Origin of the sequence: Pseudarthrobacter sp. fls2-241-R2A-127, from assembly GCF_030209355.1 — a bacterium.
GTDB lineage: Bacteria > Actinomycetota > Actinomycetes > Actinomycetales > Micrococcaceae > Arthrobacter.
Genome location: NZ_JARVSF010000011.1, coordinates 83,920 through 99,413, shown reverse-complemented (window position 1 = coordinate 99,413; position 15,494 = coordinate 83,920). Strand labels below are relative to the sequence as shown.

General features: G+C 67.3%; 10 protein-coding genes. 7 read left to right on the top strand and 3 right to left on the bottom strand.

Features of this window, described 5'->3' with window-relative positions:
- The first annotated feature begins 148 nt into the window (after positions 1-148).
- The 6 genes from QRN53_RS09065 to sufU all read left to right on the top strand — a co-directional run bounded on the left by QRN53_RS09065 (position 149) and on the right by sufU (position 9,223).
- On the top strand, positions 149-772 hold the full coding sequence (locus QRN53_RS09065) for a 50S ribosomal protein L25/general stress protein Ctc (RefSeq protein ID WP_285243681.1): 624 nt from the start codon (positions 149-151) through the stop codon (positions 770-772).
- Positions 773-875: 103 nt separating this feature from the next.
- Entirely contained in the window at positions 876-1,481 is a 606-nt protein-coding gene (gene pth / locus QRN53_RS09060; protein ID WP_285243680.1) for an aminoacyl-tRNA hydrolase, read from the top strand.
- Positions 1,482-1,590: 109 nt separating this feature from the next.
- Positions 1,591-4,326: a helix-turn-helix transcriptional regulator gene (locus QRN53_RS09055; protein WP_285243679.1), complete on the top strand. Its 2,736-nt coding sequence runs from the start codon at positions 1,591-1,593 to the stop codon at positions 4,324-4,326.
- Positions 4,327-4,378: 52 nt separating this feature from the next.
- Positions 4,379-6,970, top strand: a complete 2,592-nt coding sequence (locus QRN53_RS09050; RefSeq protein WP_285243678.1) for a LuxR C-terminal-related transcriptional regulator — start codon at positions 4,379-4,381, stop codon at positions 6,968-6,970.
- Between the two features lie 454 nt (positions 6,971-7,424).
- The gene (locus QRN53_RS09045; protein ID WP_285243677.1) at positions 7,425-8,750 is read left to right on the top strand and encodes a SufS family cysteine desulfurase; all 1,326 of its coding nucleotides are present in this window, start codon (positions 7,425-7,427) and stop codon (positions 8,748-8,750) included.
- A 23-nt stretch (positions 8,751-8,773) separates the two neighbouring features.
- A complete protein-coding gene (gene sufU, locus QRN53_RS09040; RefSeq protein WP_285243676.1) occupies positions 8,774-9,223 on the top strand; it encodes a Fe-S cluster assembly sulfur transfer protein SufU in 450 nt (149 codons plus the stop codon).
- 90 nt (positions 9,224-9,313) lie between these two features.
- On the opposite strand, the gene QRN53_RS09035 is transcribed toward sufU, so the two are convergent.
- From QRN53_RS09035 to QRN53_RS09025, 3 genes are read right to left on the bottom strand one after another with little or no spacing between them, the layout of a single operon-like run.
- Positions 9,314-9,535 (bottom strand): SCO4848 family membrane protein, encoded by a 222-nt coding sequence (locus tag QRN53_RS09035; protein ID WP_285243675.1) that lies wholly within the window; start codon positions 9,533-9,535, stop codon positions 9,314-9,316.
- A 3-nt stretch (positions 9,536-9,538) separates the two neighbouring features.
- Positions 9,539-10,036, bottom strand: coding sequence for a DUF2505 domain-containing protein (locus QRN53_RS09030; protein ID WP_285243674.1), 498 nt, complete (start codon positions 10,034-10,036; stop codon positions 9,539-9,541).
- A gap of 44 nt (positions 10,037-10,080) precedes the next feature.
- On the bottom strand, positions 10,081-11,586 hold the full coding sequence (locus QRN53_RS09025; protein WP_285243673.1) for an SDR family oxidoreductase: 1,506 nt from the start codon (positions 11,584-11,586) through the stop codon (positions 10,081-10,083).
- A 212-nt stretch (positions 11,587-11,798) separates the two neighbouring features.
- Between QRN53_RS09025 and mfd the strand changes: the two genes are divergently transcribed.
- A complete protein-coding gene (gene mfd / locus QRN53_RS09020; RefSeq protein WP_285243672.1) occupies positions 11,799-15,494 on the top strand; it encodes a transcription-repair coupling factor in 3,696 nt (1,231 codons plus the stop codon).

Genomic DNA, 15,494 nt, shown 5'->3' with positions numbered 1-15,494 from the left:
GAGTAACGTCTCCGTTATCGACTGGGTCTGCTTGTCCCTTGTTATGGGGGACGCCTTCTTGAAGGGCCGCTTACCGGCCGCCCGGCGTTGAAGGTCACACCAGACCTCCGCCCTTGCTGAACACCGTTTCGTCTTCAAGGAGATTTCCATGTCTGAGCAGAAGCTCGCAGCAGAACTGCGCACCGAATTCGGCAAGGGCTATGCCCGCCGCGCACGGATGGCCAACCTGATCCCCGCCGTCATCTACGGCCACGGCGCAGAGCCCATCCACATCACCCTCCCGGCAAAGGCCACCACCCTGGCTGTCCGCACCGCCAACGCCCTGCTGTCCCTGGACATCAACGGTGAAGGCCACCTGGCCCTGGTCAAGGACATCCAGCGCGACCCCGTAAAGCAGATCATCGAGCACATCGACCTCCTGACCGTCCGCAAGGGCGAGAAGGTCACCGTTGACGTTCCCGTGCACGTCGAGGGCGAATCCGCTCCCGGTACCGTCCACAACCTGGAACTGACGGTTGTGTCCCTCGAGGCCGAGGCAACCCACCTGCCCGAGTCCGTCGTCGTCGACATCGAAGGCCGCGGCGCCGGTGAGCACATCCACGGCTCCGACCTGGTCCTGCCGAAGGGCACCGTCCTGCTGACCGACGCCGAGGCACTGGTCGTCAACATCTCCGAGGCCGTCGAAATCGCCGTTGAAGAAGAAACCGAAGGTGCTTCCGAAGGGGCAGCCGAGGAATCTTCCGAGGCAGCGGAAGAAGCAGCCGCAGAGTAAGTACTCCGCACTTCCTGACAGTGGCCGGACCCCGCACGGGGCCGGCCACTGTCGTGTCCGCAGGGCGCCGTTACCGCGCCCACCGCCCCCATAGGATTGATCCATGACTGATACCTGGCTGATCATCGGCCTCGGCAACCCCGGGGCGCAGTACCAAGGCAACAGGCACAACGTTGGCCAGATGGTCCTTGATGAACTCGCCTCCCGGATTGGCGCAGGCTTCAAGACCCATAAAACCCGGGCCCAGGTCCTTGAGGGACGCCTGGGAATCGGCGGTCCGCGGGTGGTTCTTGCCAAGCCGATGACGTACATGAACGTCTCCGGCGGCCCGGTCTCTGCCCTCGCCAACTTCTACGGGATCGCCCCGGACCACGTAGTGGCCGTCCACGATGAGATCGACATCCCTTTCAACACGGTGAAACTCAAGCTTGGCGGCGGCGAAGGCGGCCACAACGGCCTGCGCGATATTTCCAAGGCCCTTGCCACCAAGGACTACCTCCGGGTCCGGGTTGGAGTGGGCCGGCCCCCGGGCCGGATGGACACTGCAGACTACGTCCTGCGGGATTTTGGCACCGCAGAACGGAAGGAATTGCCCTTCCTGCTCGATGACTCGGCGGATGCCGTTGAGTCCTTGCTCCGGGAAGGGCTCAGCGCCGCACAGCAGAAGTTCCACCCCGCCAAGTCCGGATCACGCCAGGCAGAATCGTAAAAGTTCCGTTGTGCCCTGTTTCCTTGTCAGTGGCAAGGGGTACTCTTCTTCCTATGCGGGGGAGCAATGGGGCTACATCCCGCTATTGCAGGATGTAGGGGACAAATTCATGTCAATCGAGCCACTCAGCTGGGGACGTGGGTCAACACCTCAGGGTGATGGGCTGGCCACGGGATCCTCCGCCGTGCCGGAGGGCCGCCAATGGTCCGTGCCGGCACGAAGTGCCCACTTTGACGCCGTCCGCACAGCCTTGACCAGCGAACACTCCTTCGGTGCGGTGATCACTGGCGCCCGCGGAGTGGGGAAATCCTCCCTCGCCAGGGCAGCGGTGGCCGACCTGGGCCCGGACATCTGGTCGCTCCAGCTCCGGAGCGCACCCTCCGGCTCCAACACCCCGTATGGCTGCCTTTCCTTCCTGCTTGCCCGGTTGCCACAGGCCTACATGGGTTCACCCACGGCCATCCTGCGCGGGATCACCTCCCTGATCCGCAGCGACGCCGCCGGCAGGCCGTGCATCATCACGCTGGACACCTCCGGCACCATCGACGACATGAGCGCCGGCGTGCTGTTGAACGTCTTGTTGACCGGCACGGCCCGGATCATCGCCGTCGCCCCCAAAGCCAGCGACCTCCCGGCGGATTTCCACTGGCTCCTCACGGACCGCAAGCTCACCGAGGTCCGGCTCAGCAACCTCAACGAACTGCAGACCCGGCAGGTCCTGCTGTCCTTGCTGGGGCACCGCGTCTCATCGTCCCTGGTCACCACCTACCACCAGATGGTGGGCGGCAACCCCCTGCTGCTCAAGGCCCTGGTCACCGAGCAACAGCTCTCCGGAAACCTGGTGCTGTCCGAATCGGTCTGGACGCTCCGGGACAAAGTGGTGCTCGACGGCGCCGCGAGCCTGGACGACATCGTCAGGTCCCGCTGGACCCGGGAAACACCGGAAACCCGCGAAGTCATTGAAATGTTGTCCTGTGCGCGCCGCGTGGAACTGTCCAGGCTGACCGCCATCTACGGCGCCGACGTTGTGGCGGACATGGAGGACGCCGGACTGCTGGAGATCGACGACTCCGAGCACCGCTGGGTGTCGCTGCGGGAGAAGTACATCGGCGATGTCGTCAGGACCTGGCTGAGCATTTCCCGGCGCCGGGAGCTCCGCAGCGTGCTGCTGGGCGGCACAGAGCCCGACCCCGCGGCCATGACCGTCGAAGAACTGATGTCCTTTGCCGCCTGGACCCATGAATGCGAGGCGGAACTCAGCCCGGCGCTCGCGCTGGCGGCCGCCCAGGCCGCGGTCCAGCTCTTCGACCCCCGGTTTGCGCTGACCTATGCCGAGATGCTCCAGCGGACGGATTCCCAATGGGCGTCCGCGCAGCGGCAAAAAGCCGCCGCGTACCTGCAGCTGGACATGGCGGTCCAGGCCCTGTCCGCCCTTGAGGACATCACCCAACCTGAACTTGAGGCCCTTGACCTCGACGAGTACGCCCAGGTGGTGGCCGCCAAGGCGAGGGTCATGCTCTGCCTTCCGGAGCGGGCCGGCGACGTGGAGGAGCTCTTCGCTTCCGCCCGCGAACGCCTGGACGCGGTGGGGGACCACTCAGCCTGGCCTGCGCCGGCCGCGGTGGCCGCCAACCGCATCTCGCTGAGCGAATTCGAGTACCAGGCGCACGCGGGCAGGTACACCGCCATGATCCCGGCACTTGAGCGGGCGGTGGACCCCGCCGCCAACCCTGACACCGGGTACCGGCTCCAGTGCGCGATCATCCTGATGAGCTCCCTGGCCATGACGGGCCGGGAAATGGACGCCCTCGGACTCGTGCGCCAGGTCGGCGGCCAAATCAGCGATGCCTCGCACATTGTGGGTCTCCGGGAGCGGTATACCCGGGAGGCCTACTTCGTCCTGCTGATGGCCGGCCAGTGGCGGCGCTGCATCGACCTCATGGCCCCGTTCAGCGTCGGCCAGCCCTTCCGGCTTCCTTACCGCAGCGCGGCCACGGAAATCGCGGCCGGGATCGCCTTCGTATTTTCCGGCCGCGGCGAAGCCGCCCTGGAACCCCTGATTTCGGCCGCTGCGCAGCTGGAGCTGCAACCGGTCCAGGGTGCGCTGCGCACCGCCTACGCCGCCACGGCCCTGGCCTACGCCCAGATCGGGAACGCAGCGCTGTCCCGCAAGTACCTGACGAAGCTCCAGCGTATGCCCGGCAGGTCGGGGTTTGCCGTGGAGAGCATCATCGAGTTCTGTACGCTGGTTGCCGGACGGTGGCTTGGCGACTCCGACGCCGTGACAAGCCTCAAGCAGGGGGCCCGTGCGAACGTCGAAGCCGGCCGTTACACCATCGCCGGCATCTACCTGCTGGCGGCCACGGTGAATGGCAGCGATGCCGATTTCCGCTTCCTGGAAGAGATCGCGGGCCAGCGGCAGGGCCCCTTGGCCGAAGTCTCACGTCTGATAGCCGTGGGAAGCCGGACAAAGGATGCCAAAGCACTCCTCGCCGGCGGCGAGCTGGCAGCCACCCTGGAACTCGACGCCGTCGAAGCCCGCTGCATGGCACTGGCGGTGGACTTTGCCCGCCAGGACGGGGACGCCCTTTCGGCCCGGACCGCACAAGCACGGCTGGATATCCTGGCCGCCACCGTAGCCAACCTCCCCATCGTCCCCAGCAGCGGGAGTCCGCTGTTGACCAGCCGCGAGCGGCAGATCGCGCGGATGGCCGGCCGGGGTGCCTCAAACCGCGACATCGCCCTGGAAATGGGTGTCTCTGTCCGCACCGTCGAAGGTCACCTGTACCAGGTGTTCACCAAGCTGGGCGTAACTTCAAGGGGTGATCTGACTGGACTCGTCTAATGGCCACAAACCCACATCTGCGCATCGGCTCCTGACCGGGCGGCGGGAGCCCGTGGACCGGATCTGCAACCTGGTCCGCAATGGCACCAACCATGCTGTCTTCATCATGGCCGGCCCGGGGATTGGAAAATCGGCGGTGACCGACGCCGTGACCGAGCGGCTCGCCGGGCATCTTAACGTGGTGCGCGTCCATGCCAGTTCAGCCCTTTCCGGGGTGCCGTTCGGGGTCCTGACCCCGTATACGGGCGAACTCACGGCCGAGGAGTCGGTCTCGCCGGTCGCCGTGCTGCGCTCGATGTGGTCGTACTTTGAAAAGCTGAAAACCGGCAACGGCTCGGCAGTCCTGCTTGCGGTGGACGACGCCCATCACCTGGATGAGGCCTCGGCAGGGGTGCTGGCTGAGCTGATCTCGGCGGGATGGGCAACCGTGCTGGCGGCCGCCCGGCCCCGGCCCGGCCTCCCTCAGCCGCTGGAGCAGCTCTGGTACGACGGACTTGCCGAGCGCGTGGATCTCCGGCCCCTGAACCGGGAACAGATCGAGGAAGTCCTGGCCCACGTCCTGGATGGGACCATTCCAGCTGCCACCGTGGACGCCATCTGGAGCGCTTCGAGTGGAAATCCCCGAATCCTCGATGCCTTGCTGCATGACGCCGCAGAGGCCGGCGTACTGGCCAAACGCAACGGAATCTGGATGCTGCTCGGCGATCTCCCGGCTGACGGGCCCCGGCTTGCAGCGGTGGTCGCCAAGGACCATCTGCGCCGCGGACCCGAGGAACAGGAAGCCCTGAAGCTCATTGCCTTGGCCGGCCCGGTGGGCCGCAAAGTCATCGAGGACATCAGTGGGGCTGCGGTGGTCCGTTCCCTGCTGGACCAGCAGATGATTGTCGAGACCCCCGGGGTTCCCTCGGAACTGTACCTCTGGAACGCGCTGTTCGCCGGCGCCATCAGGGACACGGTATCGGTCTCCCGCAGCCTCCAGCTGTTGGAGAAGGTCAAGGCGCACCAGGACCCCGGATTGTTGCAGGGGGAAGGCCGGCTCCGCTCAGTGGAGTGGGCGCTGGAGTGTGGCCTCCGGGTCAGCGACGACGAGATGCTGGCCGCCGCAAGAGTGGCATTGCTGAGGTACCGCAACCACAGTGCACGGTCCATCGCGGCCAGGATCCGGAACCCCGCCCTGATTCCCATGGCCCAGGCCATTCAGGCCCGGGCCCTCTACAACGAAGGCTCCTACCAGGACGCCGCGGCGCTCCTGGACGAATGCTGGCTCCCGCTGGCCGCGGACCCGCAGGGGCCGGCAACCCTGTTGCTCCGTGTATCGGCCCACCAGGCCAATGGCCGGCTGCTGGCGGATGTTGCGGAGGACGTGGAACGGGCCTGTCCGCAATCCGGCCAGGATGGAACGTGGCCGGCGGAGCTGCTGCGGCTCCTGCAGCTCGGCGCCGACGTCAACTTCCAAGCACTCGGCGACGAGGTCGGCAGGATCCGGAAACTTAACGCGGCGGGCTCCGGGGGAGAGCCGCTGCGTGCCTTGGCAGAGGCACTCCTGGCGCATGCCCTGGCTGCTGCAGGGCGTCCTGTCCAGGGGTTGGACGCTGCCATGTTGGCGGCATCGGAGCTTCCTCCGCTGGAAGGCAGCCTTTTCTTCTTTCCTGAGTTCGTGCTGGGCCGGCTGGTGTCCGACTACCTGGCCATGGGCGAATGGGAATCGGCTGAGCGGGAACTGAACAGCTACGCGGCCGGCCACGGCGCGAGTGCGGATACCTTTGACGGGAGCCTGAACGTACTCCGCGGCTACTCCCTGCTTCGGCAGGGCCGAATGGAACGGGCCTACCAGGTGTTGCTGCCCGCAGTGGAGGCCCTGAGGCTCAACGATCCGTTGCAGCTGTACCGCTTTGGCACGGCCCTGGGCTATTACGTGGCCGCGAGGCTCGGCGACGCCGAACAGGCGAGACGGCTGGAACAGGATCAAAAGGACGCCTCCGCCTGCAGCCCCGCCCACGACCTCCTGGCCGAGGCGTACGTGGCAGCGGCGGCGGAATACACGGCCCGTGACGGCAAGGGGCTGGCTGCGCTGCAGACGCTGATGACGACGACGGAGGCGGCCGCGAGGGGCGGCAACCTCCTGGAAGTCCTGGCCATGTGCTGGGACCTGGGGGATCCCTCGGTGATTCCCATGGTCCAGACGGTTGCCCGGGGCGTGGAAGGCCGCTGGGCGGAAGCTCTCCTGACCTTGGCCGAGGCGTGGGAAAACGCTGACGGCGACGCCCTGATGGCAACGGCTGCCTCGCTGGAGGAAGCAGCCTTTGTCAACCTGGCCCGGGAGGCCTACGCCCGTGCCAGTACCGTGCTGGAACAGACCGGCGAACGCCGCCGGTCCCGGCAGGCGGTGGCCCAGCGGGAAAAGTGCGACCACGAACTTGGTGAACGCTTCCGTGAGGGACGCTTCATCGCCGCCGCACCCGCGGTCCATCTCACCCGCCGTGAGCAGGACATCGTCGAGCTGGCCGTCCAGGGACTGACCGACCGGGAGATCGCCCAACGCCTCATGGTGTCGGTGCGCACGGTGGAAGGCCACCTGTACCGCACTTACGTCAAGCTGGGCGTCCGCAGCCGCGATGAGCTGGAGACAGCCCTGCCCAAGTAGTCCCGGCTGCGCCGTGGCGTGTGCCGTGGCTGTTACGTGCCCCGGGCCCTGGCCCTGGGTTGAGGCTCCCCGGGCTCACTGCCGCGTCCCCTGGCGTGTACCTGCCCCGGGCCCGGTAGTGCACCCCCAAGGAATCGAGTACACCCTACTCGTGTACCGGAGGGCACTACCGGATTTACTTAAAGAGGCAAAGCAAAGCGGCAGGCTGGAAGCCGCGGAGCAGCCGATCAGGACATTGAGGCCCCTCACATTTCCGGTCCCCACGGACCGGGCACAGACGGGGCCGGCGACGTCAGAGTCTTCTGAGACCGAGACTCTCCCCCCAGCCGTCGCCGGCCCTCTGCTCCCTCGGCTGAAGCCCGGGGCAGCGGTGGCGGCTGCCCCTCCGGGCGGCCGCCACAGCCGTGTTGTGGGACAATTGGGTGTCAGACATTGGCAGCCCAAGGAGTTCGTTTTGGCCGTAGTATCAACGCCAGCCACACTGGAACGCGCCCTCCCGGTCATGGACAACGCAGAAGTGCTGCGCATCCGCAACGACTTCCCCGTGCTGAACCAACTGGTCAACGGGCAGCCATTGGTGTACCTGGACTCCGGCGCCACCTCCCAGAACCCGGTCAGCGTCATCGAAGCCGAACAGGAGTTCTACGAGCAGCGCAACGCCGCCGTGCACCGCGGCGCACACCATCTTGCGGTGGAGGCCACCGAAGCCTTCGAGGATGCCAGGCAAACCATGGCCGACTTCATCGGTGCCGGCTATGAAGAGACCATCTGGACCTCGAACGCTACCGAGGGGCTGAACCTCATCTCGTACGCGTTGTCCAACGCCGGCCTCTGGGCCGCCCAAGGCCGCGGCGACCAGGGCCTGCGGGAACTGGCGCTCGGGCCCGGGGACCAGATCGTGGTGACGGAGATGGAGCACCACGCCAACCTGATTCCGTGGCAGGAACTGGCTTTCCGTACCGGGGCGACGCTCCGCCATATTCCCATCGATGACGACGGCAACCTGCGGATGGACGCCGCAGCCGAGGTTATCGGGAGCCGGACCAAGGTACTTGCCTTCACGCATGCTTCCAACGTCCTGGGCATCATCAACCCGGTGCAGGAGCTGACGGCCCTGGGCCGTGCCGCCGGGGCCCTGGTGGTCCTGGACGCCTGCCAGTCAGCCCCGCACCTGCCGTTGAACGTCAAGGATCTCGACGTGGACTTCGCGGTGCTCTCCGGCCACAAGATGCTGGCCCCCACGGGCATTGGTGTGCTGTACGGCCGTCAGGAACTCCTGGACATCCTGCCGCCGTTCCTGACGGGCGGATCCATGATCACCACTGTCACCATGGAGCGGGCCGAATACCTTCCCGCACCACAACGCTTCGAAGCCGGCACCCAGCGGATCTCCCAGGCCGTAGCGTTGGCCGCCGCAGCCAACTACCTCACCGAAACCGGGCTGGATCGGATCCATACGTGGGAATCCGGACTCGGCCAGCGCATGGTGGTGGGCCTGGATGCCATTCCCGGCGTCAGGGTCCTGGGCCCGGCGGCCGGAAAGGAACGGATCGGCCTGGCCGCTTTCGACGTCGACGGCGTCCACGCCCACGACGTCGGGCAGTTCCTGGACTCCCGCGGAATCGCCGTGCGCGTCGGGCACCACTGCGCCCAGCCGCTGCACCGGCGGCTTGGGCTGACCGCCACCACCCGCGCCAGCGCCTACCTGTACAACACCACCGATGACGTGGACCGCTTCCTTGAAGCCGTAGCCGGCGTTCGGGCCTACTTCCGCGCCTAGCGGAGAACACGAAGGGTGCCACCATGAGCCTCGACCAGCTGTACCAGCAGATCATCCTGGACCACTCCAAGGCCCGCCACGGCAGTGGGCTTTCCGTTACCGCTGCCCCGGCCGACGCGGCAACGGGCCAGTCGCACCAGCTCAACCCGGTGTGCGGTGACGAAGTCACCCTCCGGCTGGCGGTGCAGGACGGGAAAGTGGCCCAGGTGGCGTGGGACGGAGCCGGCTGCTCCATTTCCATGGCCTCGGCGTCGGTCCTCTCCGAACTCGCCCCGGGACTGACCGTTGCCGAGCTCCACCAGGTGATCGAGAGCTTCCGTGAGGTGCTCCGCTCGCGCGGCAAGGTCCAGGCCGACCCCGAACTATTGGGTGACGCCGCGGCGTTTGAAGGGGTTGCCCGCTACGCGGCCCGGGTCAAGTGCGCCATGATTTCCTGGGTGGCCGCGGAGGACGCCCTGAACCAGGCGGCCTGACCGGGAAGCCAGGCTAAACGCAAAAACAGCCCGGATCCTGCCTCCAACAGGAGGAAGATCCGGGCTGTTTTTCGTGCGAGGAGGGCCGACTCAGCCCAGCAGCCCCAGGACGCCGATGACGGCGGTGGCGAGTCCCAGCACCATGGAGATGCTGACCAGCACCACGTGCACGGTGAGGAACCTGGTGGCCTTGCCCGCGTTGTCGCGGGCCCGGGGATCGTTCATGACCCGGCGCAGGAACTGCGGCCAGACCACCAGCGACCAGACGCCGGCGATAATCAGGACCAGCGCAGCGAAAACGGGAAGCGCCATGTGCTAGTGGCTTTCCAGCCAGGCCTGCGCCTGCGTGGCCTGCAGGTTCAGTGCCTTGGCCACCATGGGCTCCGCGGCGTCGGCGATTTTTCCGCCCAGGAACGGCACGGAGGACTTCACTGCGCCCTCAAGTTCCACCCGGGTTCCGCCGGCGTCGGCCACCAGCCGCTGCACGGCCGTGACGTCCACCGGGGCGCCGGCGATCTTCAGTGAGATGTTGCTCTGGCGGGAACCGTCAGCGGCGGGGGCGTCCCAGTTTTCCACCTGGGTCACCTTGAGGTTCTCGCCGACGAACTTGCGGGCGATCTCGGGCAGCCGGGTGGTGGGAAGGGTCCGCACCGAGGTGGCGCTGAAGGCGCCGGCGGTGTCGCCGTCGACGGTGAAAGACTCCAGTTCCCCGCCCACCAGCCGGCTGACGTGGCGCTGGAAATCCTCGTTCACCAGCACAGCGGCAACGCTGTCAACGGAGTGCGGAATGGTGGTGGTTGCGCTCAGCGCCATGGGTCCTCCTGGGACGTCGGGAAAGGATTTACGCCTCCAACATCCTACGGGGTCACCTGTTCGCGCTCCGCATCGGCCAGCTTTTGGGCTGCCGCGGTGATGTTCCGGGCCATGGCCGGGAAGATCACGCTGTGGAAGGGAAGAACGGCCAGCCAGTAGAGCCGTCCACTCAGGCCTTTCGGGAAGAAAATGGCCCGCTGCCGGTAGCGGCTGCCGCCCCCGTCGGGCTCCACGGAGAGCTCCAGCCAGGCGCGGCCGGGCGCGCGCATTTCAGCCCGCAGCCGGAGCAGCCGGCCGCGGTCGATCCGTTCCACCCGCCACCAGTCCACCACTTCACCAACGGCAAGGGTGTGCGGGTCGCGGCGGCCGCGCAGCAGACCGGCGCCGCCGGTCAGCTTGTCCAGCCAGCCCCGCACCTGCCAGGCCAAGGGCAGCGAGTACCAGCCGTTGCGGCCGCCGATGCCCTCGATAATGGTCCAGACATGGGCCGGGTCCACGTCTCCGTGGAACGTCCGCTCGTCGATATACACCTTGTGACCGGCCCACTCCGGGTCGCTGGGCAGCGGGTCGGAATCCGCGCCGGCATTCGCCCACGTGGTCTCCACCTGGCCGTCCCGTTCCTTGCCCAGCGCCAGGGCCACGGCGGTGCGGTACGGGGTCAGGCCGCCGTCGGGCTGTGGAATGAACTGGTCGATGTCGTGCTCATTGGACACCGCGTCGTGCTGCAGCGACTGGACCAGGGGGACGGCCATGGACCAGGGAATGGGTGTTGTCAGGGCCACCCATATGCCTGCCAGTTTGGGCGCCGGCACGGGCAGCGCCAGCACCACCCGGTAGGGCAGGCCGGCCTCGGCAGAGTATTCCTGCATCATCCTGGCGTAGGTCAGGACCTGCCGGCACCCGATGTCGAAGGTCCGGTTGATGGGGCCCTCCAAGGACGCCGCAGCCACCAGGTAGTAGAGCACATCACGGACGGCGATGGCCTCGATCCGGTTCCGCACCCAGCTTGGCGCCGGCATGAGGGGCAGGGTCTCGGACAGGTGGCGGATCATCTCGAATGAGGCGGAGCCGGAACCGATCACCACGCCCGCCTGGTACACGACCGAATCCACCGGACTGTCCAGGAAAACCTGGCCCACAGCCTCGCGTGAACGCATGTGCGTGGAAAGCTCCACGCCCTTCGGATGCAGCCCGCCCAGGTAGACGATCCGGCTGACTCCGGCGGCTGCGGCAGCATCCGCCGCCGTCCGGGCCATGGCCTGTTCCTTCGCCTCGAATCCTGCGCCGGCGGCCATGGAGTGCACCAGGTAGTAGAACACGTCGACGCCGGCAAGGGCTTCGCGGAGGGCGGCGCCGTCGTCCAGGCTGCTTTCCACCACGTCCACCCGGGCTCGCCAGGGCACGCCGGCGATCTTGTCGGGGGAGCGGACCAGGACCTTGACCGTGTGGCCTGCTTCCAGCAGCTTTGGGACCAGCCGGCCGCCGATGTAGCCGGTGGCACCGGTGACAAGGACGGTCTTTGGTGCTGGCCGGGCAGTCATTTCGCTCATACTCGCTCCTGTTCGTCCCCTGTGATTCGGAGCGGAGTCCTGTCCGGACGGCCGCTCCGACGCCGAATGCGATGGCAGTGCCAGCCTAGGCCCGCTGTCGCCGCTCTGCCATGTCGGTCCCGCGCGGTAGGCTGGAAGTCCCCGGGATTCGCAGCGAATTTCGGGTTTTCGCGTTGCCTGCGATCTTCATGAACACCACAGGAGCTTCTGCCATGAGTCTTTCCGGCCAGTCCGCCGCCGGCACGTCCAGCACCGGTAAAACCCGCGCCGGCAGCTCCGGCGCGGTCCCCACGCTGGATGGCCTGCGCCGTGCCCTGGAACCGGACCGCACCTTCGGCCGGGTCCGGGCCGAGGCCGCACGCGGCTTCGAGGTCCGCGGTCAGGACTACCAGATCAGTGCTCCTGCCGGCCTGCGGCCCGTACTGCTGGCGGAGATGGCAGACGGCCTGGCCGCATCCGCAGACGGCGGCGACCCGGGGGTGGTGCTTGCCGTGACGGCCACCGGCCGGGAAGCCGAGGACCTTTCCGCGGCCCTGCGCGCCTACCTGCCGGCTGACACCGTAGCCGAGTTCCCCAGTTGGGAAACCCTTCCGCACGAGCGGCTGTCGCCGCGCTCGGACACCGTGGGGCGCCGGCTCTCCGTCCTGCGCCGCCTGGCCCACCCGGAAAGTTCGACGACGGCCCGGCTGCGGGTCGTCGTCGCGCCTGTACGGGCCGTGGTCCAGCCGGTGGTGGCCGGCTTGGGCGACCTGGTTCCGGTGACGTTGAAGGCCGGCCAGGAGGTGCCGTTCTCCGATGTGGTGAGGCGCCTCGCGGACGCGGCCTACGCCCGGGTGGACATGGTGACGCACCGCGGCGAATTCGCCGTCCGCGGCGGCATCATCGACGTCTTCCCGCCCACCGAGGACCACCCCATCCGGGTGGAGTTCTTCGGGGACGAAGTGGACCAGATGCGGTGGTTCGCCGTTGCCGACCAGCGCTCGCTGTCCGCCCCGGGCATCCACCACCCCACGGAACTGCACGCGCCACCGTGCCGCGAAATCCTCATCACGCCGTCCGTGATGTCCCGCGCCGCCACATTGAAGTCCCAGCTGCCGGCCGCTGCCGACATGCTCGAAAAGATCGCCGGCGGCATCGCGGTGGAGGGCATGGAATCCCTGGCCCCGGTACTGGTGGACGCGATGGTCCCGTTCGTGGACCAGCTGCCCGCTGACTCCATCGCCGTGGTGATTGAGCCGGAGAAGGTGCGCACCCGCGCCCACGACCTCGCCGCTACCAACGAGGAGTTCCTCGAAGCGGCCTGGTCCACGGCATCCGACGGCGGAGCCGCGCCCCTGGACCTCAGCTCCCAGGCCAGCGCCGCGCTCCATTCGGCGAGCTTCCGGTCGCTGGCCGAGACCCGCAGCTCCGCGCTGGGGCACGGGGTGTCCTGGTGGTCCATCACGTCGCTGGCGCAGGACGCCGAACTGCTGCCCGAGATCGACGTCCTGAACCTGCACGCCCGTGAACCCCGCGGCTACCAGGGCGACGTCGCCGAGATGATGGACTTCATCGGCTCCCACGTGCGGGACCAATGGCGGATCGTGGTGGCCACCGAGGGCCCCGGGCCCGCCCAGCGCCTGGCCGAGCTGTTCCACGAAAACGACATCCCCTGCGCCCGCGTGGACAGCCTGGACCACGAACCCCAGGCGGGCATCATCGAGGTGACCACCGCCGCCGTCGGCCGCGGTTTTGTCCTGGACGGGCTCAAACTTGGCCTGCTCACCGAAGCCGATCTCCTGGGCCGTACCTCCGCCGGGTCCACCAAGGACATGCGGAAGATGCCCTCCAAGCGGCGCAACGCCGTCGACCCCCTGCAGCTGGTGGCGGGGGACCATGTGGTCCACGAACAGCACGGCATTGGCCGGTTCGTGGAACTGATCCAGCGCAAGGTGGCAGGCGGCGGGGACGGCGTCCGTGAATACCTGGTCCTGGAATACGCGCCGGCCAAGCGCGGGGCCCCCGGCGACAGGTTGTTCGTCCCCACGGACCAGCTGGACCAGGTGACCCGCTACGTGGGCGGCGACACCCCCGTCCTGAGCAAGATGGGCGGCGCGGACTGGGCCAGCACCAAGTCCAAGGCGCGGAAGGCTGTCAAGGAGATCGCCGGTGAACTGATCCGGCTGTACTCGGCCCGGATGGCCTCCCGCGGCCACGCGTTCGGCCCGGACACGCCCTGGCAGCGCGAGCTCGAGGAAGCCTTCCCGTACGTGGAAACCCCGGACCAGCTGACCACCATCAACGAGGTCAAGGCGGACATGGAGCGGGAAATCCCCATGGACCGCCTGGTGTCCGGCGACGTCGGCTACGGCAAGACTGAGATCGCGGTACGGGCGGCGTTCAAGGCCGTGCAGGACGGCAAGCAAGTGGCCGTGCTGGTGCCCACCACGCTGCTGGCCCAGCAGCACTATGAGACGTTCACCGAACGGTTCTCCGGCTTCCCGCTCCGGGTCAAGCCGCTCTCCCGCTTCCAGTCCGCGAAGGAGTCCAAGGAAACCGCCGAGGGCGTCAAGAGCGGCGCCGTGGACGTGGTGATCGGCACGCACCGGTTGTTGTCCAAGGACTTCGAGTTCAAGGACCTGGGCCTGGTGATCGTTGACGAGGAACAGCGGTTCGGCGTGGAACACAAGGAAGCGCTGAAGAAGATGCGCACCAACGTGGACGTGCTGGCCATGAGCGCCACCCCCATTCCGCGCACGCTGGAGATGTCCCTGACCGGCATCCGGGAAACCTCCACCCTGGCCACCCCGCCCGAAGAACGGCACCCGGTGCTGACCTATGTCGGCCCGTACACGGACAAGCAGACCTCCGCCGCGATCCGCCGCGAGCTGATGCGTGAAGGACAGGTGTTCTTCGTCCACAACCGGGTCTCCACGATCGAGCGCACCGCCGCCAAGATCCGCGAACTGGTGCCTGAGGCGCGCGTGGAGGTGGCGCACGGCAAGATGTCCGAGAGCCGGCTGGAACAGATCATCGTGGACTTCTGGGAGAAGCGCTTCGACGTCCTGGTCTGCACCACCATCATCGAGACCGGGCTGGACATCTCCAACGCCAACACCCTGATCGTGGATGGCGCGGACAAGTACGGCCTGTCCCAGCTGCACCAGCTGCGCGGCCGGGTGGGCCGCGGCCGGGAGCGCGCCTACGCCTACTTCCTGTACCCCTCGGAGAAACCCCTGGGCGAGGTGGCCCTGGAACGGCTCAAGGCGGTGGCCGCGCACAACGAACTGGGAGCCGGCATGCAGCTGGCCATGAAGGACCTGGAGATCCGCGGCGCCGGTAACCTGCTGGGCGGTGAACAGTCCGGCCACATCCAGGGGGTGGGCTTCGACCTGTACATCCGCCTGGTAGGCGAGGCCGTGGCGGACTTCCGCGGCGAGGCCGAAGAGAAGGCTGCGGAGATGAAGATCGAGCTGCCGGTCAACGCGCACCTGCCGCACGACTACGTTCCCGGCGAACGGCTGCGCCTGGAGGCCTACCGGAAGCTCGCCGCCGCCGTCACCAACGAGGCCATCGACGAGGTCATGGCCGAGCTCGTGGACCGCTACGGCGAACTGCCGCTGCCCGCGCAGAACCTCGTGGCCGTGGCCCGGTTCCGGGTGGGCGCACGCGAGGCCGGCCTGACCGATGTGGCGCTGCAGGGCAATTTCATCAAGTTCTCCCCGGCCCAGCTGCCGGAGTCCAAGCAGATGCGGCTGACCCGGATGTATCCGGGCTCGCAATCCAAACCGGCACTGGACGCCATCCTCATCCCCAAGCCGAAAACCGCACGGATTGGCGGCCGGGACCTGCAGGACGCGGAGATCCTCGAATGGGCCAACGGCGTGATCCGGAACATCTTCTCCGATGCTCCCCTGACTGTCGGTTAG

What these genes read in the sequence shown, in the direction of transcription:
- QRN53_RS09065 (WP_285243681.1), top strand. Translation starts at nt 149, where the DNA reads ATGTCTGAGCAGAAGCTCGCAGCAGAACTGCGCACCGAATTCGGCAAG.
- pth (WP_285243680.1), top strand. Translation starts at nt 876, where the DNA reads ATGACTGATACCTGGCTGATCATCGGCCTCGGCAACCCCGGGGCGCAG.
- QRN53_RS09055 (WP_285243679.1), top strand. Translation starts at nt 1,591, where the DNA reads ATGTCAATCGAGCCACTCAGCTGGGGACGTGGGTCAACACCTCAGGGT.
- sufU (WP_285243676.1), top strand. Translation starts at nt 8,774, where the DNA reads ATGAGCCTCGACCAGCTGTACCAGCAGATCATCCTGGACCACTCCAAG.
- QRN53_RS09035 (WP_285243675.1), bottom strand. Translation starts at nt 9,535, where the DNA reads ATGGCGCTTCCCGTTTTCGCTGCGCTGGTCCTGATTATCGCCGGCGTC.
- QRN53_RS09030 (WP_285243674.1), bottom strand. Translation starts at nt 10,036, where the DNA reads ATGGCGCTGAGCGCAACCACCACCATTCCGCACTCCGTTGACAGCGTT.
- QRN53_RS09025 (WP_285243673.1), bottom strand. Translation starts at nt 11,586, where the DNA reads ATGAGCGAAATGACTGCCCGGCCAGCACCAAAGACCGTCCTTGTCACC.
- mfd (WP_285243672.1), top strand. Translation starts at nt 11,799, where the DNA reads ATGAGTCTTTCCGGCCAGTCCGCCGCCGGCACGTCCAGCACCGGTAAA.